Origin of the sequence: Kibdelosporangium phytohabitans (assembly GCF_001302585.1) — a bacterium.
Lineage (GTDB): Bacteria > Actinomycetota > Actinomycetes > Mycobacteriales > Pseudonocardiaceae > Kibdelosporangium > Kibdelosporangium phytohabitans.
This window is the reverse complement of record NZ_CP012752.1, coordinates 6,245,276-6,269,726: the sequence shown is the minus strand read 5'-3', so window position 1 is coordinate 6,269,726 and position 24,451 is coordinate 6,245,276. Positions and strand designations below refer to the sequence as shown.

23 protein-coding genes are annotated in these 24,451 nt (G+C 69.4%); 16 read left to right on the top strand and 7 right to left on the bottom strand.

The genetic code is table 11. The features are described from left to right. Positions 1-31 precede the first annotated feature (31 nt). The 4 genes from AOZ06_RS28415 to AOZ06_RS28400 all read left to right on the top strand — a co-directional run bounded on the left by AOZ06_RS28415 (position 32) and on the right by AOZ06_RS28400 (position 2,922). Positions 32-940, top strand: coding sequence for an oxidoreductase (locus AOZ06_RS28415; RefSeq protein WP_054292200.1), 909 nt, complete (start codon positions 32-34; stop codon positions 938-940). 23 nt (positions 941-963) lie between these two features. Then, entirely contained in the window at positions 964-1,599 is a 636-nt protein-coding gene (locus tag AOZ06_RS28410) for an adenosylcobinamide amidohydrolase (protein ID WP_157233295.1), read from the top strand. A 68-nt stretch (positions 1,600-1,667) separates the two neighbouring features. After that, positions 1,668-2,030, top strand: a complete 363-nt coding sequence (gene trxA, locus AOZ06_RS28405; protein WP_054292199.1) for a thioredoxin — start codon at positions 1,668-1,670, stop codon at positions 2,028-2,030. A gap of 28 nt (positions 2,031-2,058) precedes the next feature. After that, the gene (locus tag AOZ06_RS28400; protein WP_054292198.1) at positions 2,059-2,922 is read left to right on the top strand and encodes a class I SAM-dependent methyltransferase; all 864 of its coding nucleotides are present in this window, start codon (positions 2,059-2,061) and stop codon (positions 2,920-2,922) included. A 195-nt stretch (positions 2,923-3,117) separates the two neighbouring features. Here the strand turns inward: AOZ06_RS28400 and AOZ06_RS28395 are convergent, their stop codons facing one another. Beyond that, complete coding sequence (locus AOZ06_RS28395; RefSeq protein ID WP_054296982.1) at positions 3,118-3,315, bottom strand: three-helix bundle dimerization domain-containing protein; 198 nt, start codon at positions 3,313-3,315, stop codon at positions 3,118-3,120. A gap of 113 nt (positions 3,316-3,428) precedes the next feature. Further along, positions 3,429-4,265 carry an NAD(P)H-binding protein gene (locus AOZ06_RS28390; protein ID WP_054292197.1) on the bottom strand — a complete coding sequence of 279 codons (837 nt, stop codon included), beginning with the start codon at positions 4,263-4,265 and terminating at the stop codon, positions 3,429-3,431. 80 nt (positions 4,266-4,345) lie between these two features. Between AOZ06_RS28390 and AOZ06_RS28385 the strand changes: the two genes are divergently transcribed. After that, the gene (locus AOZ06_RS28385; RefSeq protein WP_054292196.1) at positions 4,346-5,281 is read left to right on the top strand and encodes an AraC family transcriptional regulator; all 936 of its coding nucleotides are present in this window, start codon (positions 4,346-4,348) and stop codon (positions 5,279-5,281) included. A gap of 41 nt (positions 5,282-5,322) precedes the next feature. Here AOZ06_RS28385 and AOZ06_RS28380 read toward each other — a convergent pair whose 3' ends face one another. Both AOZ06_RS28380 and AOZ06_RS28375 read right to left on the bottom strand, forming a co-directional pair. Further along, a complete protein-coding gene (locus tag AOZ06_RS28380; protein WP_157233294.1) occupies positions 5,323-5,772 on the bottom strand; it encodes a hypothetical protein in 450 nt (149 codons plus the stop codon). Between the two features lie 683 nt (positions 5,773-6,455). After that, positions 6,456-7,238, bottom strand: a complete 783-nt coding sequence (locus AOZ06_RS28375; protein ID WP_054292194.1) for an SDR family NAD(P)-dependent oxidoreductase — start codon at positions 7,236-7,238, stop codon at positions 6,456-6,458. Between the two features lie 104 nt (positions 7,239-7,342). On the opposite strand from AOZ06_RS28375, the gene AOZ06_RS28370 reads away from it, so the two are divergent. Together AOZ06_RS28370 and AOZ06_RS28365 are read left to right on the top strand one after the other, a co-directional pair. Continuing rightward, positions 7,343-7,942, top strand: coding sequence for a TetR/AcrR family transcriptional regulator (locus AOZ06_RS28370; protein WP_054292193.1), 600 nt, complete (start codon positions 7,343-7,345; stop codon positions 7,940-7,942). A 97-nt stretch (positions 7,943-8,039) separates the two neighbouring features. Next, positions 8,040-10,055 carry a prolyl oligopeptidase family serine peptidase gene (locus AOZ06_RS28365; protein WP_054292192.1) on the top strand — a complete coding sequence of 672 codons (2,016 nt, stop codon included), beginning with the start codon at positions 8,040-8,042 and terminating at the stop codon, positions 10,053-10,055. Here the strand turns inward: AOZ06_RS28365 and AOZ06_RS28360 are convergent. Then, positions 10,024-10,947 (bottom strand): LysR family transcriptional regulator, encoded by a 924-nt coding sequence (locus tag AOZ06_RS28360; RefSeq protein ID WP_054292191.1) that lies wholly within the window; start codon positions 10,945-10,947, stop codon positions 10,024-10,026. The genes AOZ06_RS28365 and AOZ06_RS28360 overlap by 32 nt on opposite strands. Positions 10,948-11,054: 107 nt before the next feature. Between AOZ06_RS28360 and AOZ06_RS28355 the strand changes: the two genes are divergently transcribed. The 4 genes from AOZ06_RS28355 to AOZ06_RS28340 all read left to right on the top strand — a co-directional run bounded on the left by AOZ06_RS28355 (position 11,055) and on the right by AOZ06_RS28340 (position 14,464). Continuing rightward, entirely contained in the window at positions 11,055-11,720 is a 666-nt protein-coding gene (locus AOZ06_RS28355) for a type 1 glutamine amidotransferase domain-containing protein (protein WP_054292190.1), read from the top strand. A gap of 197 nt (positions 11,721-11,917) precedes the next feature. Continuing rightward, entirely contained in the window at positions 11,918-12,865 is a 948-nt protein-coding gene (locus AOZ06_RS28350) for a hypothetical protein (protein ID WP_054292189.1), read from the top strand. Further along, positions 12,817-13,212 (top strand): hypothetical protein, encoded by a 396-nt coding sequence (locus AOZ06_RS28345; protein WP_054292188.1) that lies wholly within the window; start codon positions 12,817-12,819, stop codon positions 13,210-13,212. The genes AOZ06_RS28350 and AOZ06_RS28345 overlap by 49 nt, the downstream gene beginning before the upstream one ends. A gap of 19 nt (positions 13,213-13,231) precedes the next feature. Then, positions 13,232-14,464 carry a DUF2199 domain-containing protein gene (locus AOZ06_RS28340; RefSeq protein ID WP_054292187.1) on the top strand — a complete coding sequence of 411 codons (1,233 nt, stop codon included), beginning with the start codon at positions 13,232-13,234 and terminating at the stop codon, positions 14,462-14,464. 272 nt (positions 14,465-14,736) lie between these two features. Here the strand turns inward: AOZ06_RS28340 and AOZ06_RS28335 are convergent, their stop codons facing one another. After that, complete coding sequence (locus tag AOZ06_RS28335) at positions 14,737-15,285, bottom strand: DUF742 domain-containing protein (RefSeq protein ID WP_054292186.1); 549 nt, start codon at positions 15,283-15,285, stop codon at positions 14,737-14,739. Positions 15,286-15,518: 233 nt separating this feature from the next. Here AOZ06_RS28335 and AOZ06_RS28330 point away from each other — a divergent pair, with 233 nt between their 5' ends. Further along, positions 15,519-16,508: a GDSL-type esterase/lipase family protein gene (locus AOZ06_RS28330; protein ID WP_236951768.1), complete on the top strand. Its 990-nt coding sequence runs from the start codon at positions 15,519-15,521 to the stop codon at positions 16,506-16,508. Between the two features lie 74 nt (positions 16,509-16,582). On the opposite strand, the gene AOZ06_RS28325 is transcribed toward AOZ06_RS28330, so the two are convergent. After that, the gene (locus AOZ06_RS28325; protein WP_054292184.1) at positions 16,583-18,247 is read right to left on the bottom strand and encodes an Hsp70 family protein; all 1,665 of its coding nucleotides are present in this window, start codon (positions 18,245-18,247) and stop codon (positions 16,583-16,585) included. 212 nt (positions 18,248-18,459) lie between these two features. Between AOZ06_RS28325 and AOZ06_RS28320 the strand changes: the two genes are divergently transcribed. The 4 genes from AOZ06_RS28320 (at position 18,460) to AOZ06_RS28305 (ending at position 24,450) form a co-directional block, all read left to right on the top strand. Beyond that, entirely contained in the window at positions 18,460-19,419 is a 960-nt protein-coding gene (locus AOZ06_RS28320) for an IniB N-terminal domain-containing protein (RefSeq protein WP_054292183.1), read from the top strand. A gap of 40 nt (positions 19,420-19,459) precedes the next feature. After that, positions 19,460-20,983, top strand: coding sequence for a hypothetical protein (locus AOZ06_RS28315; RefSeq protein ID WP_054292182.1), 1,524 nt, complete (start codon positions 19,460-19,462; stop codon positions 20,981-20,983). After that, a complete protein-coding gene (locus AOZ06_RS28310; protein ID WP_054292181.1) occupies positions 20,980-22,062 on the top strand; it encodes a hypothetical protein in 1,083 nt (360 codons plus the stop codon). Before AOZ06_RS28315 ends, AOZ06_RS28310 begins: the two co-directional genes overlap by 4 nt. Before the next feature lie 102 nt (positions 22,063-22,164). Further along, the gene (locus AOZ06_RS28305; RefSeq protein WP_236951767.1) at positions 22,165-24,450 is read left to right on the top strand and encodes a helix-turn-helix transcriptional regulator; all 2,286 of its coding nucleotides are present in this window, start codon (positions 22,165-22,167) and stop codon (positions 24,448-24,450) included. The last annotated feature ends 1 nt before the right edge of the window (position 24,451 follow it).

Below are 24,451 nucleotides of genomic sequence, written 5' to 3'. Positions count from 1 at the left end.
TCCGTGATCACCAGGTGGCAGACTCGGGCCCATGGCTTCTGACACGACCGGCGCCGCGGCCGCGGGAACCTGGACTCTCGGGGACCTGACGGTCAACCGGGTCGGCTTCGGCGCCATGCGCCTGCCCCAGCGGGGTACCGCGTTCGCGCCCGACGCCATCCCGGGCGACCGTGACCAGGCGATCAAGGTGTTGCGGCGCGCGGTCGAGTCGGGCGTCAACCACATCGACACCGCCGGGTTCTACTTCTCCGCACTGCGATCGGCCAACGAGCTGATCAACACCGCGCTGTCGCCGTACCCGGACGACCTGCTGATCGCGACCAAGGTCGGGCCGCGGCGGGACGCGTCCGGTGGCTGGCTGCCGCGGTCCACACCGGACCAGCTGCGCGGCCAGGTCGAGGAGAACCTGCGCCAGCTCGGCCGGGAAAGCCTGGACCTGGTGAACCTCCGGCTGTCCGGTGCCGGCTCGGTCGCCGAGCACTTCGGTGCGCTCGCCGACCTGCGGGACGCCGGGCTGATCCGCCACCTCGGCCTGTCCAACGCCGGCCTGGCGCACCTGGCCCAGGCCCAGGTGATCGCGCCGGTGGTGTGCGTGCAGAACTCCTACGGCCTGGGCCACCGCCCTGAACAGGACCAGCACCTACGCGCGTGCGGTGAGCAGGGCGTGGCGTTCGTTCCGTACTTCGCCATCGCCGGAGCCGGGCGTGAGGCCGGAGCCGGCGACGCCGAGCACGACGAGATCCTCGACATCGCCCGCGCGCACGACGCCAGCCCCGCCCAGATCCGCCTGGCATGGGCGCTGCAGCGCGGAGAACACGTGCTGGTCATCCCGGGCACAGGCAACGTCGACCACCTCGCCGACAACATCGCCGCCGCCGCGCTGCGGCTCACGAGCGACGACCTGGCCCGGCTGGAGACAATCCACCACCGCCCGCGGTAGACCAAGCGACCCAGGGACAGCACGTGTTCTCCATCCTCCAGCCGACCGTTGCCGACCAGCGGGACGGACGGCCCATGCTCATGTGGTCCATGCCGGAAGGCACACGGGCGATCTCCACCGGTGTGGTCGGCGGCGGGATCAACCCGTGCCGGTGGGTGGTCAACGTGCGGGTCGAGTACGAGTACCACCGCGATCCCGTCGAGCACCTCACCGGGCTGGCCGCCGACTGGCACCTCGCCGGTCCCGGAACCGGCCTGCTCACCGCCGCCCGGCTCAAGGACTTCACCACCGGCACCGACGGCGACGCTGAATGCGTGACCACCGTCGGACTGACGCACCCCGTGTACGCCGCCGCGCCCGACCACAGCGCCGAGTGGGCGCCCGGCACCATCAACACCGTCTGCTGGGTGCCGGTCGGTCTCAGCGACGCCGCCCTGGTCAACACCGTCGTCACCGCCACCGAGGCCAAGACGCAGGCCATGATCGACGCCGGGATCGCCGGGACCGGCACGCCGAGCGACGCGATCGTCGTCTGCTGCCCGCAGGACGGCGACGAGCCGTACGGCGGCCCGCGCTCGCAGTGGGGCCAGCGCCTGGCCAACGCCGTCTACCAGGCGACTTTCGCCGGTTCCGTGCAGTGGTTGCGTAAAGCGCAGTGACGGGCGTGGAACATCCCGGCCGGTCGATGGGTTGAACCTGTCAGGTCCCCGAGCAGAAGGAGATCCCGGTGGCGACCGTGGAACTGACAGAGGACAACTTCAACGACGTCGTGAGCGCCCCTGGCACGGTGCTCGTCGACTTCTGGGCGTCCTGGTGCGGCCCGTGCCGCATGTTCGCGCCGGTTTACGAGAGCGCGTCGGAGGAACACGGCGACATCACCTTCGGCACCGTCGACACCGAGGCACAGACCGGGCTCGCGCAGGCGTTCGGGATCTCCTCGATTCCCACGCTGATGGCCGTGCGGGACGGTGTCGTGGTCTACGCGCAGCCGGGCGCGCTTCCCACGCAGGGGCTCAAGGAGCTCATCGGCAAGGTCCAGGAGCTCGACATGGACGAGGTCCGCGCGTCGATCGCCGCTGAGCAGGCGTAGCCGATCACCCACCCGCTAGGTTGACCGGGTGACTGTCTACGACGCCCTGGCGGCGCTGGCCGCCGGAAACCCCGAGCAGGCAAGGCAAGAGCTGACCGCGCCGGCGCCGGAGCACCCGCTGTTCCGCGAGGCGCTGACCAAGTACCTCGACGGGGACGCCTCGAAGTCCGTCTACGACCAGCCGGCGGCCTTCGAGGCGTTCATCGACGGCGGTGGCAACATCCCGCTCTACGAGGCGGTCAGCGCCGCGCTGGCCAACCAGTACCGGGTGCACGGCGTGAAGTCCCTCGTGGACATCGGCTGCGGCAACGGCCGTGCGCTCGTACCGGCGCTCGCCGAGACCCCGGTCCCGGCCGTCACCCTGGTCGAGCCGTCACAAGCCCTGCTGGACACCGCCGCCGGACGGCTGGGCGACCAGCGGGTGACACTGGCGCCGATGACCGGGGACGCCTTCGTGGCCGGCATCGGCGACGCTCACTTCGACCTGGGCGAGTCCACATTCGCGTTGCACACCATGTCGCACGAGGACCGCTCGGCCTTCCTGTCCGCGCTGCGCCCGCACGTCGGGCGGTTCGTGGCGATCGAGTTCGACGTGGCCGAGGAAAGCCCGGCGGACCGGCGGCGGACACTCGCCGACACCTTCGAGCGCGGCCTGGCCGAATACGACACCGACCGTGACCTGGTCGCCCAGGGGTTCCTGATGCCGGTGCTGACCGGTCAGCTCGAACCAGGCGCGAAACGCAACACCTACGAGCAGCCGATGCCGGCGTGGGTGGAGCAGTTCAGCGCGTGCGGATACCACGACGTGCGGGCGGAAGTCCTCATCGACTACTGGGCAGCGCCGTCGTTCGTGCTGACCGCCCGGGGCGCTCGGCAGGGTGTGACCGAGTAGCGGCAGGGGAAAGGAATCTGTCGCTGTTCAACGGCATCCGCACGCCGTCGCCGGACTTCGGTCCACTCGCGGCTGCGCGCTCGGCGCCCATCGGGTGATCTGCCGATCTCGCCGGGATCGAACACGCGCACCGCGAACTGGAGCCTCGCGGTCAACCCCGCCGGACCGTGGTCCGACGGGGTTGACGTGGTGGTGTCAGGCCGGGGGGTCGAGACGTGCCCGGACCGCCCGTTCCACGAGGATCGGCACGAACGTCCGAACCGGCGCGGCGGCGAAGCGGTCGGCTTCGGACCGCATGCACTCGCGGACCCGCGCCGCCGGGATTTCGTTCTGGTAGCGGGTGATCAGGCGGTCTTCGATCTGGTCGAGGTGGGTGCCCTGCTGCACTGTCATGTCCTCGGTCCTCTCGTCGTTCACCCCTGCCGGTATTAGATGGCGCGAAAGTGAACGAGGAGTGAACGTGAGATCGCTGATGGGGCGTGGTCACAGCCGGTACCGGTGCACTGTCACTGTGCGGCTTGACCCGGCGCCCAGACCCCAGTCGCCGCTGTCGTCCTGGCGTACTCGCGGAACGAGCGCGGCTCACGGCCGAGCGCCTGCCGTACACCATCGGTCGGCTGGGCGTTGCGACCGTCGAGCACCTCGGTGAACAGGTAGGTCAGGAACTCGACGTAGTCCGGCCCGACCTCGTCGGCCAGCGCCGCCGCGAACTGCTCGATCGTGATCCGCATATACCGGATGTCGCGGCCCGTCGCGACCGCGATCTCGGCGATCGCGCCGGAGAACGACAACGCCTCCGGCCCGGTCAGCTCGTACAGCTTGCCGACGTGACCGGGCTCGGTCAGCGCCGCCACGGCGACATCGGCGATGTCCTCCACGTCGACGAACGGTTCGACCACGTCCCCCGCTGGCAGCATCACCGACCCGCCCAGGACCGGCTCGAGCAGGAAGCTTTCGCTGAAGTTCTGGGCGAACCAGCTCGCCCGCAGGATCGTCCAGTCCGCACCGGACTTGCGCAGCTCCTGCTCGCTGCGCTGGGCCTCCTCCTCGCCGCGGCCGGACAACAGCACCAGGCGCGTGACACCCAGCGAGACGGCGAGCTGGGAGAACGAACCGATGGCGGCCGCCGCGCCGGGCGCGCCGAGGTCGGGGTAGTACGCGATGTAGGCGGCCGAGGTGCCACGAAGCGCGGGCGCCCAGGTCTTCTCGTCCTCCCAGCTGAACGGTATCCCGGCGGAACGCGAACCGATGCGCACCGGCACTTCGCGGGCGGTGAGGCGGGCCGCGACCCGGCTGCCCGTCTTGCCGGTTCCGCCGAGGATCAGGATTGGCTGCTCTGTCATGGCACCAGTAAATGCCAGCGGGATGAGACGGGCCATGGTTGAAAAACTCGTTTCCATAAGCGTGCGTCTAAGGTGGGGGAGTGGACGCACTCGCCAACCTCCTCGACGGCCCGCGCGCCCGTGGCGCGTTCCTGATGAAGGTCGTCCTCGACCCGCCGTGGAGCATCCACGTCCGTGACGAAGCCCCGCTCGCCCTGGTCACGATGGTGCGCGGCAGCGGCTGGGTCATCGCGGGCGACGACTCACCGGTCAAAGTCAACACCGGCGACGTCGTCATCGCCCGCGGCACCACGCCGTACATCGTCGCCGACGACCCGGGAACACCACCGCAAGTCGTGATCCACCCCGGCGACCGCTGCACGACGCTGCACGGCGAACCGCTGGAGGAGAAGCTGGGCCTCGGCGTCCGCACGTGGGGCGACAACGTCGACGGCGACACGATGATGCTGATCGGCACGTACCACATGTCCGGCGAGGTGAGCCGACGGCTGCTGGATGCCTTGCCACCCATGCTGATCGTGCCGTCGGGCCGGTGGGAGTCGCCGATCATCCCGGTGCTGGCCGACGAGATCGTCAAGGACGAACCGGCGCAGGCGGTCGTCCTGGACCGCCTGCTCGACTTGGTCCTCATCACGGTCCTGCGAGCGTGGTTCGCCCAGCAGGACGCCGAGACACCGCCGTGGTACCGGGCGCATGGCGATCCCGTTGTGGGGGCGGCACTCCGGATGATCTACAACGACCCCGCGCACCCGTGGACCGTGGCGTCGCTGGCCGACTCGACCGGTGTTTCGCGGGCGACGCTCGCTCGGCGGTTCACCGAGCTGGTGGGGGAGTCGCCGATGGCGTTCCTGACCGACTGGCGCCTGGCTCTGGCGGCCGACTTGCTCCGTGAACCGGAGGCGACCGTGGGTTCGGTGGCGAGGAAAGTCGGGTATGGCAGCAGTTTCGCTCTCAGCGCCGCGTTCAAGCGGGTGCGTGGCGTGTCTCCCCGGGCACACCTGGCGGATCAACGCTGACCCGGTCGGGTCGTGACAGCCAGCCCCGCGGTAGCCGCCGCTCAGAGACCGGCGCAGAGAGCACGCGCCTGCCGAACGTGCTCCTCGAACTCCGCGCCCTCGGCCTTGTACGTCGCCGCCACGATCTCGACGGTCCTGGCGAGCGCATTCGCCAGCGGCTTGTACCGGACGTTGTCGTGACTGGCGCTCTGCATCAACGCGCTCGCCGAACTCCACCGGCCGAACTGGTCGAAGTCCAGCTGCGATCCCGCCGACATACTCCCAGTCCTGCGAACGAGACTGCACGCCGTCGCCGCGTCCCCGTCCACACCGGCAGCCGGGTCGCCGCCGCTGCCCGTGGACGCCCAGGTCAGCCCGACGGCTCCGGTGCCGACGACCACGCCGGCCACGAAACCGGACAGCAGCATGCCCCACCTGCGCTTCGGTCCGGCCACGACGGCATCCGGCTCGACCGCTTGCACCGATGGAACAGGATCCTCCACCTGACTCACGCGCATTCCCTCTCAGCCGCGACAGTGGCCGGATTCTTCCACCTGCCCATTTCATTGCTCTTTCACGACGCACACGCCTTCCGGCCGGCGTGTGCCCACCGTGGGTGGTGAGGCGATTTGCTTCGTGAACCGGAGGCGGCCGTGGGGTCGGTGGCGAGGAAAGGCGGTATGGCAGTAATTCCGCTCGCAGTGCCGCGTTCAAGCGGGTGCGTGGCGAGGTGACTGTGCTTGTGCCGTATGACCGCGCAGCCAGCTATCCCGGGCGCCGCGCCTGTCGATCGGGCCGAGGCCGACGGCGGCTACCAGCTCATCTCCGAACCCGACGACATCGTGCACCTGGTGTGCTGCCGTGATTCGTCGTGGGCGACAGCGTTCTGCGGGGAACCTGCCCGCTTGAGATCAACCTGGCTTTCCAGCGGCCGTGCACGATGTGTGCCGACGAGACCGAGGCCATGCTCCCTGCTGTTCCACCAGCGAGGAGAACCTGTGTCCGGTCGACGGCCACCAGTGCCCTGATGAGCACGAGATCCACCTGAGGATCGTGCGAGCAACCGACCCGGTGTAGCCGGGCGAGGGCTGTTCTGCGCGAGAAAACCGCGTAGCCAAGGGCTTGCCGTCGTGGTGAAGCACTCCGGCACGGCAGCACGGTATCCGTGCTGCGCAACCATTTTCGGACTGGCCGGTCAGGCTGTTTTGGTCGCGCCGCCGTCGATGAGGTGGTCGGTTCCCGTGGTGCTTGCCGCGAGTGGTGAGGCGAGGTACGCGATCAGTGCGGCGACTTCCGCGGGCTCGACGAGGCGTCCCGTGGTCATGCCCATCGTCGCGGGCAGCCCGGCCACGAGTTGCTCACGTGTGAGCCCGAGTGACGTGGCGAGCTGGGCGCCGTAGCCGTCGGGTGATTCCCACATCGCCGTGCGCACCGGGCCGGGGGACACCGTGTTGACGCGCACGCCCTGGGGGCCGAACTCCTCCGCGAGGGCCTTTCCGAACGCGGTCAGTGCTGCCTTCGCTGTCGTGTACGGAACCGGCCCGGCGTGCGGGATCCGTGCACCGTTCGAGGAGACGTTGACGATGGCGCCGCCGCGCCGCAGCAGGCTGGGCAACGCGGCCCGGGTTGTGCGGACCGCTGCGAAGAGGTTCAGGCCGTAGATCTCGTCCCATTGCCCGTCGTCGAAGGACAGGAATCCGCCCGTCGCTTCGCCGTCGCCGCCGCCCACGTTGTTGACGAGCACGTCCAGCTCGCCGAGTTCCGCCTGTGCTGCCTCGATCAGCCGGGCCGGTCCGTCGGCCGAGGTCAGGTCCATCGGGATCACGATCGCCCCGAGGTCCTTGAGTTCCGGTGGCACTGTGCGTGCGGCCGCGACCACGCGCATGCCCTCACCTCGCAGTGCCGCGACGGTGGCGAGGCCGATTCCCCGGCTGGCTCCGGTCACCACGGCGGTACGTCCACTCAACTGCAGATCCATCCCACACCTCCTTGTTGCGTCTTTGACGATGCGACAACGCTATAACTTGCAACACCAATGTTGCAAGTCGGGTCAGTTGAGATACCGTGATGTAGTGTTTTCGAGTGACTACGCACCCCCTTCGAGCCGGCGGCAAGCCGCTGCGCGCCGACGCCGAACGGACCGTGCGCACGATCCTGGAAGCAGCGGAACGCGTGCTCTCGGGCGATCCCACGGCCACGATGGAACAGATCGCGGAGGCCGCGCGCGTTGCTCGTACCACCGTTCACCGGCGCTTCGCCACACGTGAGGCCCTTGTCGACGCGTTGACTCGATGGGCGACGGAGCAGTTCGCCGCCGCTGTCGACGGCGCGCTGTCCGACACCGCCCCACCCCTGGTTGTCCTCTACCGCGTCACCGCCGATGTGCTGCGCGTCAAGATCGGCTGGGGCTTCGCCATGACCCGTGCCGGCGCCTCCGCGGAGCCGGACATCGCTCAGGTGCACGCCGAGGTGGTGGAGAAGTGCGACCGGCTCTTCCGGCGGGCGCGGGCAACCGGGCTGCTGCGGGCCGACGTCGACGTCGAGTGGGCGCGGCGCTGCTACTACGCGCTCATCCACGAGGTGACCCAGGGCGGAACCGCTGACGCGGACGTCGATGCCCTGACCACCTTGATCGTGGACACGCTGCTGCGGGGATTCGGGAGCGCGCCCGCCAGCCTCTGAGGTCGCCGGGATCCGGACTGGCTTGACACTCAGGCATGCCCAAATCCAAGATGATGACATCATCCGGATGACGTTAACATCTCAAGTGGGGGACAGAGTGAGAAGCATCGAGACGCCGCGGCGGCCGGTCAGCAAGACGATCGGGGCAGTGACCTTCACCGATCCCTACGACTGGCTCAACGCGGACACCGAGGAAGTGCGGCGCTGGCAGGACAGCCAAGTCGACCAGGCCGTCACCGCGATCAGGTCGTCCCCGCACTTCGGCCCGATCCTGGAAGCCGTGCGGGACCTGCCATCCGGCGTGGACGGGGCACTGGGCGCGCCACTGGCCATCGCCGGCAAGGAGTTCCGGATCGGGCGCAACGAGGAGGGGACGGCACAGGCACTGCTCGTCGATGACCGTGTCCTCATCGACGCCGCCGAACTGACCGCACGCCGGGGCGACGGGCGGCCGACGACGCTGCTCTACGCGATTCCGTCACCCGACGGACGGCGTGTGGCGTTCAGCCACGCCGCGGGTGGCGAGCCGTTCGGTCACTACGGCGTCGTGGAGGTGGAAACCGGGCACCTGTGGAACATCGCCGAGCTCACGATGCAGGGCAACATGCTGCGCGCCGAATGGCTTCCGGACGGCACCGGGTTCTTCCTGCACGGCCGTGCGCCGGACGGGCGGCACGCCTTGCGGTTCGCCGCCGTGACCGACGACGCCGTACGGCATCCCGATGCGGTGTTCGAGTCCGGGGACGTCTCACCGACCGCTCTCGGTCTCACGCCGCAGGTGTCGCCGTCCGGCCGGTTCGTGCTCGGGGTGACCGTGCCGCACGAATATGTCGCCTCGGTGATCGGCGACCTGACCACCGGCCAGTGGCGGCGGTTCGCGCCGGGCGACTTCACCGAGGAACTGCACGGCGTCTGGCTGGACGACGACACCTACCTGGCCATCGTCACGGACACGCCACGTGGCCGGGTCGTGGCGATCCCGGTCGCCACGTCGACCGACCGGCAAACCTGGACCGAGATCATCGCCGCGGGCGACCGCGTGCTCCGGTCGCTGGACATCGTGGACGGGCGGCTGATCGTCACGGCACTCAAAGACGTCTCGCTGGACATCAGCGTCCACGAACCCGACGGCACACTGATCGGCACGGCCCCGCTGCCGCCCGCCAGCGCGTCCTACGGGCTCGTGCTCGACCGCGTCCGGCCGCGCGCGGACCGCTTCACCTTCTACGCCAACACATTCACCACCTCGGACACGCTGTACCAGCTCGACGTGGCCGATCTGAGCCTCGAGGTCCGCCAGGCCGGTCGCGAACTGGACGGCATCACGGTCGAGCAGTTCTTCGCCACCTCGAAGGACGGCGCGCGCATCCCGTACTTCGTCCTCGCCGGACCGGACGGCAACCGCGGGAAACCGGCGCTGGTCAACGCCTACGGCGGCTTCAACATCCCGTGGCTGCCGGTGTTCCTCGGCGACAACACGCCGTTCGTGCGGGCAGGCGGGATCTATGTCCGCGCCAACCTGCGCGGTGGCGGCGAATACGGCCGCGACTGGTACGAAGCTGGTCGCAGGGAGCACAAGCAGAACGCTTTCGACGACCTGCGTGCGGTCGGCGAGGACCTGATCGCGCGGGGTATCGCGAGCACACTGGCGTTCCACGGTGCCTCCAACGGCGGCCTGGTCGCCGGCGTCGCCGTGACCCAGCAGCCGGACCTGTGGCGTGCTGTTGTCGCGCAGGTTCCCGTGCTCGACGTGCTCGAGCCGCTGTCCGGTGTGGAGGGTGCGGAGGCCATTCGGGCGGTGTACGCCAAGGACTACGGCAATCCCGACGATCCCGCCGACGCCAGGGTTCTCGCCGCGTACTCGCCGTACCACAACGTTCGGCCGGACGTGGCGTATCCGGCTGTGCTGCAGGTGCTCGGGGAGCACGACATCGGCTGCCCGCCCGTGCGGGGCCGGAAGTTCACCGCCGCTCTGCGGCACGCGTCGACCAGCGGCCACCCGGTTCTCCTGCGGATCTGGAAGGACGCCGGGCACGGCAGCCTCGACCCGGTGATCGCCACGGAGACCCGTGCCGAGGTCCTCACGTTCCTGCTGGACCAGCTGGGTTTCTAGAGGGCGCCCACGCTCCCGCGCGTGCCTTGAGGTGATCGTGCACGAGCGCGGTCGCCCGGTCGGTCAGGCCGTCCGCGCGCGTGGCCAGGAACAGCGTGTTCAACGGCTGAACCTGGGCCTGGTGCAGGACCTCCACGGACCCGGCGGTGAGCGCCGGTTCGGCGATGTAGCGCGGCAACACCGACACACCCGCACCGGCGACCACCGCCGCGAGCACGGCCCGCAGGTCCGCCACCGTCACGGACGTGGCGTTCGGCGGCCTGCGGCCGAACTCGCTGCGCCAGTAGCGGCGGATGATCGGCAGGTCGTCGTCGTAGGCGACCAACGGCAAGTGCGCCAACGCCTTCACCGGTTCCTCCGCCAGTTGCCGCGCGTTCACCGTGCGCGCCAGCGCGGGCGGTCCGACCAGGACGAACTCCTCGTCGACGAACGTGGTGGCGGCGACGGTCCCGCGCTTGGGGCGGATCGCCGACACCACGATGTCCACCTGGTCGTCGACCAGGGCTTTCAGCAGATCCTGGGCGACGCCGAGCGTCACCCGCAGCCGCAGTCCGCGCGCGGTCAGCGGGGCCAGGGTGGGCAGGATGCGCGCGGTCATCAGCTCGGCTGGGCCCGCGAGCCGGACCGTGCCCGCGGCCGTGGCGTCCGGGCCGAGTTCGGCCGTGAGCTGGTCGAGGTGCGGGCCGACCCGGGCGGCCAGATCGTCGGCGTAGGCGGTGGGCACCACGCCACGGCCCGCGCGGGCGAACAACTGCCTGCCCAGTTCCTGTTCCAGCTTCGCCAGCTGGCCGCTGACCGCGGGCTGGGTCAGCCCGCGCCGGGCCGCGGCGGCGGTGAGCGACCCGGTGCGGTGGATCGCCAAGAACGTGACAAGCAGGTCGAGGTTCGGCACGCAACACCTCACTCATAAGAAAATTTATGGCACAGTCGAGCTTACTGGATGATTCCTGATGGAATGGCCGTTGTCGTGATCACCTGACAACGAAGGGAAACACACTGATGGCCAGGGTTCTGATGGTGCTGACGGGCGCGGGCGCACTCGTGATGGCCGACGGCACCACACATCCCACCGGGTTCTGGGCCGAAGAGGTCGCCGCCTCGCACCAGGTGCTCACCACGGCGGGAATCGACGTCGGCATCGCCACCCCGGGCGGCGTGCAGCCACCGCCCGACCGGAACAGCATGACCGCGCCGTTCACCGGCTACCTCGACGGCATCGCCGACCAACTGGCCACGCCACTGGCCCTCGCCGATGTCTCGATCGACGACTACGACGCCATCCACATCCCCGGCGGCCACGGCCCGATGGCCGACCTGGCCGTGGACGCGGACATGTCCCGCTTGCTGCGTGCGGCCAACGAGCGGGGTGTGGTCGTCGCCGCGCTGTGCCACGGTTTGGCGGCGTTGCTGAGCACAGCGCAGGACGGTGACTTCGCGTTCTCCGGCAAGCGGCTGACGGTGTTCAGCAACGCCGAGGAGCTGGGCGGCGGGACCGGGGAGAACACGCCGTACTTCGTCGAGACCCGGCTTCGCGAACTCGGCGCGGTCGTCGAGGTCGGTGCGCCGTGGTCGGACACGGTCGTGGTCGACGGCACGCTGATCACCGGCCAGAACCCGCAGTCGAGCGTGACCACCGCCGAGCGTGTCGTCGCGGCTCTGCGCTGATCCGAGCGGTTCTGTCGGACCCCTCTGCTAGCTTTTGGCTCGCCTGCGGGCAGCAGGTCCGGTGCACGGGGTGCGGTTGAACTACGGCAGAGGTCGGGCACCGCAACGGATGCTCACGGCTGGCCACAGATCCGGCCCGTGCCCGCCAACCTCGGATCCGCTGCCCGCAGGCCCGAAAGCACCACGGGGGAGGGGACATGCTGGAGCTCGTCGCGGCGACGATGAGCATGATCGGGTACCGGGACGCGTACTTCCTGTGGTCGGAGCCGGTTCGCGACCGGTTCCGCACGCTGGTCCGGGCGGCCACGCGACAGGATCCCGACTGGACGGCCGCGTTCCTCGGCTGGCTGCGGGGCAGCACCTCGATGCGCTACCCGGCGCTGGTGGGCGCCGCGCACTTCGTGGCGGAACGCACCGCCGGCGGTCAGAACGGGATGTCCCGGCAGGTCGTCGGCTCGGTGCTGCGCAACGCCGACGACCCCGGGCGCTTACTGGGGTACTGGATCGGCATGTACGGACCACGAGTCCCGAAACCGGTGAAACGCGGCATCGCGGACGCGGTCGAACGAATGGCGGCCGGACCGCCGGTGGCGGATTTCGACGCGACCGTGCCCGCCTTCCTGGCAGCACGCAGGGACACCAAGCGCCTGCAGCCGCCGCTGCCTCTGCGCCTGCGGGACGTGATCGCCCTGACTCACCCGAAGGCGCGCACGGTCTCCACGCAGCCGCGCTGGGTCATGCCGGGCAGACGACGATTACAGGACCTCGGCCCGGCGGAGTGGGATCGGCGCACAGCCGACATGTCCTTGCCGCAGCTGCTCGCGAACCTCCGGCGGTTCGACTGGGCCGGGATTCCATTCCGGACGGCGATGGCGGTGGCCGAGCGGATCTCCGATCGGGAGGAGGTGCAGGCGTCCGGCGTGCGGCCCATGCGGTTCATCGCCGCGCAACGAGCGGTGGGACACCGGCGCTGGCCGTTGGCGGACGGCGCCGGGCACAGCACGGCGGCGTTGCCCCGGATCCCGGGTCGCACGCTCATCGTGATCGACCAGTACGACTACGAGGATGTGGCGTACGGGCTGACGCTTGCTCACCTGTGCTCCACGCCGACGTGTACGCCCGTGACGGCAAGCCGTTCGAGGTGATTCCCGGCGAGTCGCCGCTGCACGGGGTGACGCGCTGGGAGACGACCGACTGCTGGCAACCGCGCGCCAGGCTCGACGAGATCCTGCGGGCCCGGTTCGCCGGCCACGATCGCCTGATCCATGTCACCGATCACGCCCCGGCCCCGCAGGCCATCGACCTGCCGGAGACGGTCGCCTGTTACAGATGGTGGACAACCGACTACGCCAACTCCTGCACGTACTCGGAACCGGAGCCGCCGTGGCTGACCTTCCACGGGTGCTCGGACGAGTCGCTGACAGCGATCCAGATCCTCGAGGCCGCCCAGCAGGGCCGGTGGCCGTGGGAAGCGGCCACCGCCCCGCGGTGACTCCGATAGTGTTGCGGGCGTGGCACAGCGGATCTTGGTACGGGTGGATGGGCTGGACCAGGCGTGGACCGACCCCTCCGACGAGCAGCTGTTCGACCTGATCAGCGAGCTCAACCTGCGACACCAGTACATGATCGTCGACCGGGTCGGCGCACCCAACGACCAGTACTACATCCAGCTGCGCATCAGTGACGAACTGGACTACTACGACATCGAGTACCGCGACGGCGGACCGGAGTCGCACTTCACCGCCGTCGTCAACCGGGACAACGAGTTCGCCGCGCACGAGCTGGTCTCACGGGTGATCGCGCAGTGGGCGGCCGGGCGGGACGGGTGGCGCGAGGCGCTGCCGTGGCGGCCGTGGGCGCCGGAGCGATGCGGCTGCTGCGGCCACGCCGTCACCACCAGCGGCCAGATCGATTTCCGCCTCTACCGGCCGGAAGCCGCGATCGACATGCCGCAGGACGCGGTACACGGCGTCAAACCCGGGCTGCTGCGCGTCGACGGGGTGGGGGCGTTCGTCCGCTGCCTGCTGCCGATCGCGCTCACCGAGGACGTCACGATGGTGTTCGGCGCCTGGATGAAGGTCAGCGACGCCGACCTGGACCACGCCGCGTCGGTGTGGGACGCCGACGCGTACGAGGATCTCGTTCTGCACGGGACCTTCGCCAACGTGATCAAGCCGTGGGGCGAGGAGATCTTCGACGCACCACTGACGGCCGTGGTGCGCAACGCCGCCGAGATCCCGTACATCGACGCCTCCGATCACCCGCTGCTGCACCGGGTGCTGACCGAGACGTGGAACCGCGACTACGTGCTGAGCTTCTTCGGCGTCGCGCTGCCGGTGACCTTCCGGGAATCCATCGGTGGCAACTGGAGCGTCGAGCGCACAGCGGGAATGACCGCTCGCGTCGAAAGCGGGACGCTGACGTTCACCGGCAACGGCCGCACTGTCCACATCGACCAGTTCAGCGACCGGCGCGACCGCCCGGCCGAGGACTTCCTCAACGCGCTGCTCGACGGCGCGCCGGAGGTGCCGGTCGGCCAGTCGAGCAGGCAGGAAACCGGCGTCGAGGTGCGGTACTGCTTCTGGCTCGTGAACACGGTTGACGGCAAGCGGCAGAGCGAGGTGTATTGCTTCGTGGCGTGGCCGGGGGCGGCCCTGCGGGTCGTGTTCATTCACGACGACCCGTCGGAATCGGAACACGCGTGGGCGATGCACGTTTTCAACTCCGTGCAGTATCACGGGTGATATTAGGGGAAATCGTGACTCAAACCGTCGGCAATTCGGTGCGCAACCTCGCGAGAACGTGGTCCGCGCTGCTGTGCGTGGTGCTCGCGATCGTCACGATCGCGTTCGTCCTGATCTACGGAAAGGTGACCGACGGGCTGATCGTCGCGGCGCTCGTGTTGTCCGTGGGTGCGATCGCGACCGCGTTGGCGTCGCTCGCCGGGAAACGGGCTCCGCTGGTGGCGCTGTCCTTGGTCCTCGCGCTGTGCGGCGCGATGACCGGCGGGGTCAGCCTAAAGGCGGAGAAGCCCCGCGTGGACTCGCTCCAGCAGGTCCATGGAGGGCCGGTTGTCCACGAGCTCGAGCTCGTGCACGTGGATCAGGCCCAGTTCGACCACGTCCGCGATCAGCACGCGGGCGGCGCCGAGCGGCAGTCCGAGCCGGACCGCGAGTTCGGCGGTCGACTGCGGGGTCTCACAGGCCACGCAGATCGCCCGGTGGTCGGCACGCAACGTAGTCAGGTCCCGCTGCCATCCGGGTGAGTACGACAGCAGCGTCTCGAGTTCGAGCGTGTGCACCGGGCGGGTCCGGCCGCCTGTGCGGGTGTACGGGCGCACGAGCGTGCGCGGCTCGGCGTCGTCGACGGGCTCCTCGAATGGCGGGTCGTCCGGGTCGACCGGCTCCATGTACGGCTGGGTCACCGGTTGGTCCGATGCCCGCTTGTCTCGAGTCACCACCGGTTTCTTCACCGACGAACGCAACTGGAAATCGTGGTCGGCCCATGTCTGGTAATCGCCCCAGCCCCCGAAGAACAAACCACTGAGCTGACTGCTGTCGCTCATGGCGGAATTCACCCACCCGCGCTCGCCAAAGGAAGATGTGAGTTTAGGTTGGTTTCAGATTGTCACGCAATGGTTCATCTGGGTTTTCGTCAGGCGATCACAGTTGGTTAGTTTGTCACGGACACGCTAGCAGTGGATCACCGGCGCGTCCAAGACCCGTTCGGCTGATCGAGGCTGCCGCGTTCGGCTCGTACCGTGGACGGATGCCGTTACACAGGTGGAAAATCGGACTTGTGTCCGCGTTGGTGGGCGCGTTGGTGATGCCCACACAGGCCGTGGCCGACACCCGGCCGACGGCGGTTGTCTCCCTGGGGGACAGCGCGATGTCCGGCGAAGGCGCCGGCGACTACGAACCCGGCACCCGGGGCGAGAACGGCAACTGGTGCCACCGCTCGACCCGCTCGATGATCCACCGGACCCAGCTCGCCGACCGCACGTTCAACCTGGCGTGCTCCGGCGCCGACTCCGCGAACGTCTCGTTGGCGGACACCACCCACTACACCGAGGGATCGCAGGCGAAACGCCTGATCGACATAGCCAAGCTGAACCGGGTAACCACGGTGGTCGTCCAAGTCGGCGCGAATGACGAACCGGCGTTCGCGGACACTGTGGTCTCGTGCATCAAGGAATGGTTCAACCCATTCAGTCCGGGCTGCGCACCGCGGCTGCGCCAGCAATGGCCGGCACGGCTGGTCGCGATGGCACCGCGCGTGGAAACCGCGCTCGCGGACGTCCGATCAGCGATGCGGCAAGCCGGATATGCGGATTCCTCGTACGCATTGGTGCTGACGTCCTACGCCTCCCCGCTCACCGAGAAGATGGACCCGCTGCTGCACGGCCCGCAGGGATGCCCCTTCAAGCTGGCCGACGGCAAGTACGGCCGCACGGAGGCCGTGCCGCAGTTCAACGAAGCACTGCGCGGCGTGGCCAGCCGTGCCGGCGTGCGATTCCTGGACTTCTCCCGTGCCACCGAGAACCGTGAGGCATGCAGCGGCGGCGGCGACGCGTCACGGGAGTGGCAGCGCCGGGTGACAGTGGATCCGTACGCGTTGGTGTTCGGCGGGCTGGATGCGGTCGGCATCCACCTGGCGCAGGAATCGTTCCACCCCAACGCTGCCGCCCACGCCCAACTGGGTGGGTGCATCACGCAGTTCGTCCGGAGTGGATCGGGCAGCGCGCGGTGCCTGGCCGGCAGCGACGGAAACCTCACCGCGGTCAGCTAGTGGAATGACAGCACGGGTCCGGTCACTTCGGTGCCCGGACCCGGCTCTCCGCGGACGGTCGAGTGCACGGTGGTCTAGCCGGATGTGGTGGGGGACGGTTCGGTCGCCTGCGTGCTCGGGGCTGGTTCCACCGGAGCGGGTGGCGGCTCCTCGGTGGTCGGCGGCGGGACGTCGGCGGTCGTCGGCTCGGCTGGCGGTGGCGGCGGTGGTTCCGCTGCCGCAGTGGGACCGTCGTCATCAGGAGCCGACCCTGTCGGTGTGTCCGCGGCTGCTGTGGCGTGCGGCGTGGTCGCCGATTCGGTCGCGCTTCGCTGTTCTGCCGTGCGCCCAGTGGCGGGGGGCGCTGCGGGCGCCTGGTTGGTTGCCGGTGTGGTGGCGCTGCTGTCGCTGGTCGGATCAGGGGCAGTGCGGTCGCTGGGACGCCCGGGTGTGGAGCGCTTCCTGGTGGTTCCCGGTTGTGCCGGGTTGTTGGCCTGGGCTCCTGATCGCTCGGCCTGGGCCGGAGTCGAGTTGTTCCTCGCCGGGGGTGAGGTGTCGGCGGTGAACGGCGACGGGATCACCGCCAAGGCCAGCACGAGCATGATGAACGTGCCGAGGAAGACCTTCGTGCGCCGCAGCCGCCTGCGCGGCCTGGTCAGCCGCGGCGGGACGCAGCCGTGATCCGGCCTGCGTGGCACCGGGACCGAACTGTCCGCATCGGACACCACGGACCGGTGGGCGGCCAGTGCCGCGCCCAGGGCGACGACACCTTTGGGATCGGTGTCCACGGCGACCGGGCGGCCCAGCCTCGCCGAGATCATCTCCTCCACCAGCGGGATCCGTGACGATCCGCCGACCAGCAGGACCGCGTCGACCTCCTCGCCGGACAGCCCGGCCGACGTGATCGCCCGGCCCAGCGCGTCCACGGTGTCCGCGAGGATGGGGGAGATCAGCGACTCGAACCGGGCACGAGTCAGTCGTGTCCGGCCGGCTGTGCCGGGCAGCAGCACCGGGATGATCGCCTCGGAGTCTGCCGACAGCGCTTCCTTGGCCTCGGTGCATTCCCGGCGCAACCGGGCCATGGCCAGGCCGTCACCACAGTCCGGCGCGGAGCCGAGCACGTGCGAGACGATCGCGTCGTCGAAATCGACGCCGCCGACACGGTCGAGACCGTGCGGATTGCCCAGCAGTTCGAAACCGCTGTCGGTCTTGCGGACCACCGCCGCGTCGAAAGTGCCGCCGCCGAGGTCGTACACGGCGATCGTGGCGCCCGTGGGGACGCGCGCGGCCGACGCGTAGTGCGTGGCAGCGGCCTCAGGCTCGGTGAGCAGCACGACGTCGCCGGGCAACGCGTCCCGCAGGAGGGCTGTGCGGTGCGGGCCCCACGAAGCCGGGTGGGTGACGGCGATGGCGTCCGGTGGTTCGCCCTCACGTTCGACAACCCTGTCGACCACCCACTCCACCAGGCTGGCCGCCAGATCGTGTGCCTCGTGCGGGGTTTCGCCGACCAGGATCGGTACCTCGTCGCCGATGCGTCTTTTGAACTCCCGCACCACCAGTTCCGGATCGGTCACCGCCCGACGCTCCGCGGCCGCGCCGACCAGCACCGCGTCCGGCCCGATGAACAACACGGACGGCACGTCGGCGGTTCTCGTGCCGAGGGTGAAGAGTTCTCTGTGGACAGTCCTGTCCGGAGCCTCACGGCAGATCGCCGCGGCTGTGAACGTCGTGCCGAGGTCGATCCCGAGTCGATACGGCATACCAATTCCTCCTCAGGCAGGGGGCGTGCGTGTGATCGCCCACCGGTCGCGGGTGTTAGCCACCACGACCCGAACGAGGGGAATTCCCCTATACCCGGCTTCGGCGTTGGGGGATCGGGCCGGAGGCGAACGGGTGATCCGCCCCGATGGGCACACGCCGCCGAAGTCCTTACGTTGATGGCCTTCCCCGGTCCACTGAGAAAGGAACAGCCATGACGAGCTTGCTCGAATTCATCCTCTCCCTGCTGCGCGACCCCGAGTTCCAGCAGGAGTTCCACAACGATCCCGCCGCGACACTGGCGAAGCACGGCTTCGACGGGCTCTGCGCCGAGGACGTCGCCGACGTGCTGCCGCTCGTGATCGACAACAGCCGCGTGTCGCTGGACCGGTCCTACGACACCGGCAACAACCACGTGATGGTCGTCCCGCCACCGCCGTCACCGTATCCGGTGCCCGGCGAGCCCGGACTGCACTCCGTGGTGCGGCAGTTCGACTACATCACCAACACCTACGTCTACAACGACAGCCACAACACGGTGCTCGACAACTCCGTGAACCAGAACATCTGGGCGCACGGCGACGTCTTCCAGATGTTCGACAACGACCCGGTGGTCGCGTCCGGAGAGCGCGCGGTCGCGGCAGGCGACGACGTGGACGACGTGAACACCGGCGACATCGACGCGGACGACGGCGCCGCGGTGGCGGTCGGCGGTAACGCCACTGGGTCCAATGACGACAACTCCACACACGCGAACGTCCACAACTTCGGGTCGGGCGAAGTCGCCGTCGCGGGGACGGGCGGATCCGTGTCCCAGAACGACTCCGACTCGCACGACGACATCGGTTCGCACAACGACGTCGACGTCGACATCGCGTCCAACAACGACGTCAACTCGCACAACGACGTCGACTCGCACAACACCACCACGACAACGACCACGACGACGACCGCGGTCAACTCCAACAACCAGATCGATTCGCACGACGACGTCGGTTCCCACAACGATGTCAACTCCAACAACGACATCAACTCCAACAACGACATCGATTCGCACGACGACATCGGGTCGCACAACGACGTCGCCTCGCACAACGACGTCAACTCGAACAACGACCTCAGCACGCACACGGACGTCGCGTCCCACAACGACACTCTCGTCATCGCTCCGTAGCGGTGTCCGTGCTGAAGGTGTTCCCACGCGAGGAGGAAGCATGTCGACCGTGATCGAAGTGATCGGCACCGCGATCACGGCGGCCGAGGCCTACCATCGCGACGACCTGGCCGCCCGGCTCCGCCAGAGCCGGGCGCGGGCCCTGTCCCCGGAGGTCCGGGTGCTGGTGGCGGGCGGGTTCAAACAGGGCAAGAGCCGCCTGGTGAACGCGTTGGTCGGCGCGTCGGCCTGCCCGGTCGCCGACGACACCACACCGCCCAGGACCACCGTCGTGCGCTATGCCGGCACGCCCGGCCCGGCTCCTGCCGCACGACCGGCCGACACTGTCGAGATCGGACTGCCGAGCGGCATCCTGCGCGGGCTGACCCTCGTGGACAGCCCGGTTCTCGAACCGGCCGACGCGATCCTGATCGTCTCCGACGCCTCGGGCCCCTGCACCCAGGCCGAACTGGACATGATCGACCAGGCACGGGCCCTTGCGCCGATCGTCGTGTGCGTACTGTCCAAGGTGGACCTGTATCCCGGCTGGCGTGACGTCGCCGAATCCACCGAGGCCGCGACCGGTCTGCCGGTGGTCCCGGTGTCGTCGGAACTGCGGTGGCACGCGATGACGACCGCGGACACCGCCCTGAACGACGAGTCCGGATTCCCCGCGCTGATCGCCGTCCTGCGGGCCGAACTGGACGCGGAACGAGTCACACGGCGTGTCGCCGCGCACGAGGTGCTGGCGGCGACAGGTGACCTGACAGCGACCATGACCGCCGAGGTGGCCGCGTTGCGCGCCGCCGATGCCGAGCAGCGCGGGATCCGCTGGCAGCAGGTGCTCAACGACGGCATCAGCGACCTGATCGCCGACATCGACCACGACCTGCGCGACCGGCTGCGTGACGTCCTCAAGGTCGCCGAGGCCGAACTGGACGCCGTCGACCCGGCCAAGGTCGGCGACGACTTCGCCGAATGGCTGCGCGGCAAGGAAGCGCAGTGCACGGCCGAGACGTTCGAGTGGATGGTGACCCGCGCCCGCTGGCTGGCCGGGCACGTCGCCGAGCAGTTCGGCGACGACCACGCCCTGCCGGAGATCCGGCGGCCCGGCGAACTCGCGGTCGGCGACTTCGAACCGGCCGCGGGGGAGAAGTTCGGCGTCGGCCAGCGGCTGATCGTCGGGATGCGCGGCGGGTACGGCGGCACCCTGATGATCGGCATGGCCAGCACGATCGTCGGCGTCGCCATGATCAACCCGCTGTCCATCGGCGCCGGGCTGCTGCTCGGCGGCAAGACCGTGCAGGAAGAACGCAAACGACTGTTGCAGCGGCGGCAGGCCGAGTCGAAGGCCGCGCTGCGCAAACACGTCGACGACGTGATCTTCCAGGCCGGCAAGCAAAGCCGGGACATGCTGCGCGAGATCCAGCGCACGCTGCGTGACCACTTCGTCGCGCACGCCGAGGACGTGCACCGGGCACTGGTGGACGCCGCGGCCGAACGCAAAACCCGCATCCGCGACCTGAACGCGGAGCTCGCGCGGGTGCGTGACCTGGAACGGGTGGCACGGGAGTTGGTGGCATGAACCTGGAGCAGCGAGTACTCGGACTGTTGCGCCGGGCGCGTGGCGCCCACCCCGGCGAGACCGGCCTCGACGACGCGCTGGCCGGCGTGGGCGAGCCGCTGACCATCGCGATCACCGGCGGGCCGGGCGCGGCCACCGTCCGCGAGATCCTCACGGACCAGTCGTTCCACATCGGACCGGCCACGACCGCGGACGCCGTGCTCCACCTGTTCCCGCACACGCCGGACGTCCACATCCCGGCGCAGGCACGCGACCAGAGCGTGATCGGTGTCCTGACGCACGCGGACGAGATCGGCGGCGGCAGGCTGGACGCGCTGACCTCGGCACGTCGGATCGCCCGCCGGTACACCGCCGATCCACGCCTGCGTGGCGTGTGCCAGACCGTCGTACCGGTCGCCGGACTGCTGGCGCGGACCGCGTTGACGCTGACCCCGTCCGAGCTGGACCGGCTGACCGATCTGGCGTCCCGGCCGCGCGCCGACATCGACGCGCAATTGCTCTCAGTCGACCGTATTCGATCGACCGCACCTGATTTGCTGGATCGCTTCGGCCTGTTCGGCATCAGACTGGGCGTGACGCTCGTCCGGCAGGGTTTCGCCGACCGCGACGCGCTCGCTGCCGAATTGGTCACCAGAAGCGGGCTCGCGGATCTGCGCACCCAGATCGGCACGCGATTCTGCGAACGTTCTCATGTGCTGAAAGCGCGGTCCGCGCTGGCTTTTCTCGACGATTTCCTCCGGCGCGCCGGGGATCGGGTGCTGCGGGCGGAGGTGGAACGCCTGACGGCCGGCGCACACGAGTTCGTCGAGGTGAGGACGCTCGACGCGGTACGCGCCAACCAGATCCCGCTGCCGTCCGATGTGGCCGGTGAGGTCGAGCGCCTGCTTGGTGGTGACGGCGCGACGATCACGTCACGATTGGGTGTGCGCGGTGATCCAGGCAAGCTGCGAGCCGCCGCGTTGCGCGCACTGCGCCAATGGCGTGTGCGGGCCGAGAATCCCGTGGCCGGGCGGCAATTCGTGGAGACCGCCCAGGTGGTTGTCCGGACGTGCGAGGGCATGGTCGCGCGGTTGACGTGATTACGATCGGGCATCGCGGTATGGCGACTTCGCATGCGGTGCGATAGAAAACTCGTGCTCAATTCTCGGATTGGCGGGAATATGCACACCTTGTCGGGCAAAGTGACTTCGGATCCGTCGGCGCCGCTGCGACTGGCGGTGGTGGCTCCCGGTGGTTACGGCAAAACGCGCCTGTTGCGTGAACTGCGGCAGGCCTACCGCGACGCCGGTGTCCCGGTGGTCACCGACTGGCCGACCACGGGCGCGGACGACTGGCGCCGCGCGGTCATGCTGGTGGACGACGCGCACCTGTTGCCGGACACGCAACTGCGGATGCTGCGGGAGGTCCCGTGCCCGCGAATGGTGATCGCCTCCCGGCCCTGGCCGCGGTCGCCGGAACTGGCCGAGCTGATGGCACCGCTCGACCGGGCCCAGCTGTCCACTTGGGAACTGGCCGACGTGCAGCGGATCTGCCCGTCCGCCGCGGCGACGATCCACTCGCTGACCGGCGGTGTGCCGCGGTGGACCGTCCGGCTGGCCGAGACCGGCGGCCAGGTCACCGCCGCGGTGTCCGGCGCGATGCGCTACGAGCTGGAGGTGCTCGACGAGGACGTCGTCCGGTACCTGATCGCGGCCCGCTCGGGCCTCGGGAACCGGATCGACCTGCTGATCGCCTTGCTCGGCATGCCCGGCACGAGCGTCGGTGACGTGATGCGGGCCGCCAGGGCGACCGGTCTGGTCAACCCGGACGGCACCGTGATCCCGCTGTGCGGCGCGGCGCTGTCCACTGTGGTGCCCGCGGAGATGTACCTCGGTGTGCTGCAACAGCTCGCCGAGCTCCAGCTCGACCGCGCCGAACCGGTGCTGCCGTTCGCGCGATCCCTGCTGGGCAGCGGCGCGATCGGATCCACCGTGGCCACAGTGCTGGCCACGGCCGCGCACGAAGCCACAGTGCAGGATTCCGCGCTCGCCGCCGAGATGTTCGGCGCTGCCGTGTCCGCCGGGCAGCCGCTGGCCGACGTGGTGGCCGATTGGGCGCACGCCGCCGCGCTGTCCGGGGACCTCGGCACCGCACTGCGCCTGGCCGACCAAGCGATCCTCAGCCAGAACCGGGCCGGTGCCTCGATCAGCGCCGCCGCCCTGGCGCACCGGGGCCAGTGGGCCCGCAGCGCCCAGCTGTACACGTGGGCGCGGGAACCCGCGTTCGCCCAGATCGCCTCGTACGCCGTCGGGTCGTTCGCTGCCATGCCGCCCACGCGTCGGGATCGGCTGCCGACCGCGCTAGACGGCGCGGCGGCACTGATGGCCGACGGGGTCCGGCAGTCGGTCTCGGGGGATCAGGCCGCGGCTCTGTCCCTGCTCGTGCAGGCGGCGGCGTTGCTGGAACCCGCGGGCCTGGAGGCGTTGGTGCCTGACACGCCGGCCGCGCTGGCCGCACTCGTGGCCCTGCACCGCGGCGAGATCGGCATCGCTTCGTCACTGCTGGAGAACGCCATGACCTCGCGCATGGGCGGGGACGTGATGCGTGTGCGGCACAGGCTGCTGCTCGCGTGGACCCGGATGGCACGCGGCCAGCTCGGCCAAGCGACTCAGCTCATGGACGGCCTCGCCGTCCGTGAACCCCGTGACGAGCTGTTCAGCGTCGCGTTGGCGGCTGGCCTGGCCAGACGAGCGGGCGACACCGTGACCTTGCGCCGCGTATGGACGCAGGCGACCGCGTGCCTGCTCCGGCATCCCGTCGACCTGTTCACGCTCTTGCCGGTGACCGAACTGATCCTGGCGTCCGCACGGCTGCGTGACCACGGCAGCCCGCTGTTGCGTGACGCCTTCGCGTTGCTGGACAAGCTCGGCAACCCGCCGCTGTGGGCGGCGCCGGTGCACTGGGCCGCGGTCCACGCGGCGATCCTCACCGACAACCCTGCCGCCGCCGAACCACACGTCTCGGCGCTGGAGCTCAACCCGACGCCGTACGGATCAGCCTTGGCGCGTGCCGCGCGATGCTGGACGGCCGTGTACGCGGGCCAGGTCGAGCCCGCCGAGGTGACGGTGTGCGCGAGGGGGCTGCGCGACGCCGGGCACTGGTGGGAAAGCGGTCGGCTGGCCAGCGAGGCGGCGCTGCGGACCGGTGACCGCAAGGCGATGGTCAGCTTGCTGGACTGCGCCCGTCAGCTCCAGGTCCACGAACCCGCTCAACCGTCCGACGTGGCCAGCCCGCTCAGCGACCGGGAACAGGAAGTCGCCGAACTCGTGGTCCGCGGGATGACCTACAAGCAGATCGGCGACACGCTGTTCATCTCCGCGAAGACCGTGGAGCACCACATGGCGAGGATCCGGCAACGCCTGGGCGCCACCAACCGCAGCGAACTGCTGGCGCAGCTGCGGACCCTCGCCATCGGGGCACCGAAATAGG

What these genes read in the sequence shown, in the direction of transcription:
- AOZ06_RS28315 (WP_054292182.1), top strand. Translation starts at nt 19,460, where the DNA reads ATGTCGACCGTGATCGAAGTGATCGGCACCGCGATCACGGCGGCCGAG.
- AOZ06_RS28335 (WP_054292186.1), bottom strand. Translation starts at nt 15,285, where the DNA reads ATGAGCGACAGCAGTCAGCTCAGTGGTTTGTTCTTCGGGGGCTGGGGC.
- AOZ06_RS28415 (WP_054292200.1), top strand. Translation starts at nt 32, where the DNA reads ATGGCTTCTGACACGACCGGCGCCGCGGCCGCGGGAACCTGGACTCTC.
- AOZ06_RS28350 (WP_054292189.1), top strand. Translation starts at nt 11,918, where the DNA reads ATGCTGGAGCTCGTCGCGGCGACGATGAGCATGATCGGGTACCGGGAC.
- AOZ06_RS28355 (WP_054292190.1), top strand. Translation starts at nt 11,055, where the DNA reads ATGGCCAGGGTTCTGATGGTGCTGACGGGCGCGGGCGCACTCGTGATG.
- AOZ06_RS28310 (WP_054292181.1), top strand. Translation starts at nt 20,980, where the DNA reads ATGAACCTGGAGCAGCGAGTACTCGGACTGTTGCGCCGGGCGCGTGGC.
- AOZ06_RS28320 (WP_054292183.1), top strand. Translation starts at nt 18,460, where the DNA reads ATGACGAGCTTGCTCGAATTCATCCTCTCCCTGCTGCGCGACCCCGAG.
- AOZ06_RS28395 (WP_054296982.1), bottom strand. Translation starts at nt 3,315, where the DNA reads ATGACAGTGCAGCAGGGCACCCACCTCGACCAGATCGAAGACCGCCTG.
- AOZ06_RS28390 (WP_054292197.1), bottom strand. Translation starts at nt 4,265, where the DNA reads ATGACAGAGCAGCCAATCCTGATCCTCGGCGGAACCGGCAAGACGGGC.
- AOZ06_RS28375 (WP_054292194.1), bottom strand. Translation starts at nt 7,238, where the DNA reads ATGGATCTGCAGTTGAGTGGACGTACCGCCGTGGTGACCGGAGCCAGC.
- AOZ06_RS28325 (WP_054292184.1), bottom strand. Translation starts at nt 18,247, where the DNA reads ATGCCGTATCGACTCGGGATCGACCTCGGCACGACGTTCACAGCCGCG.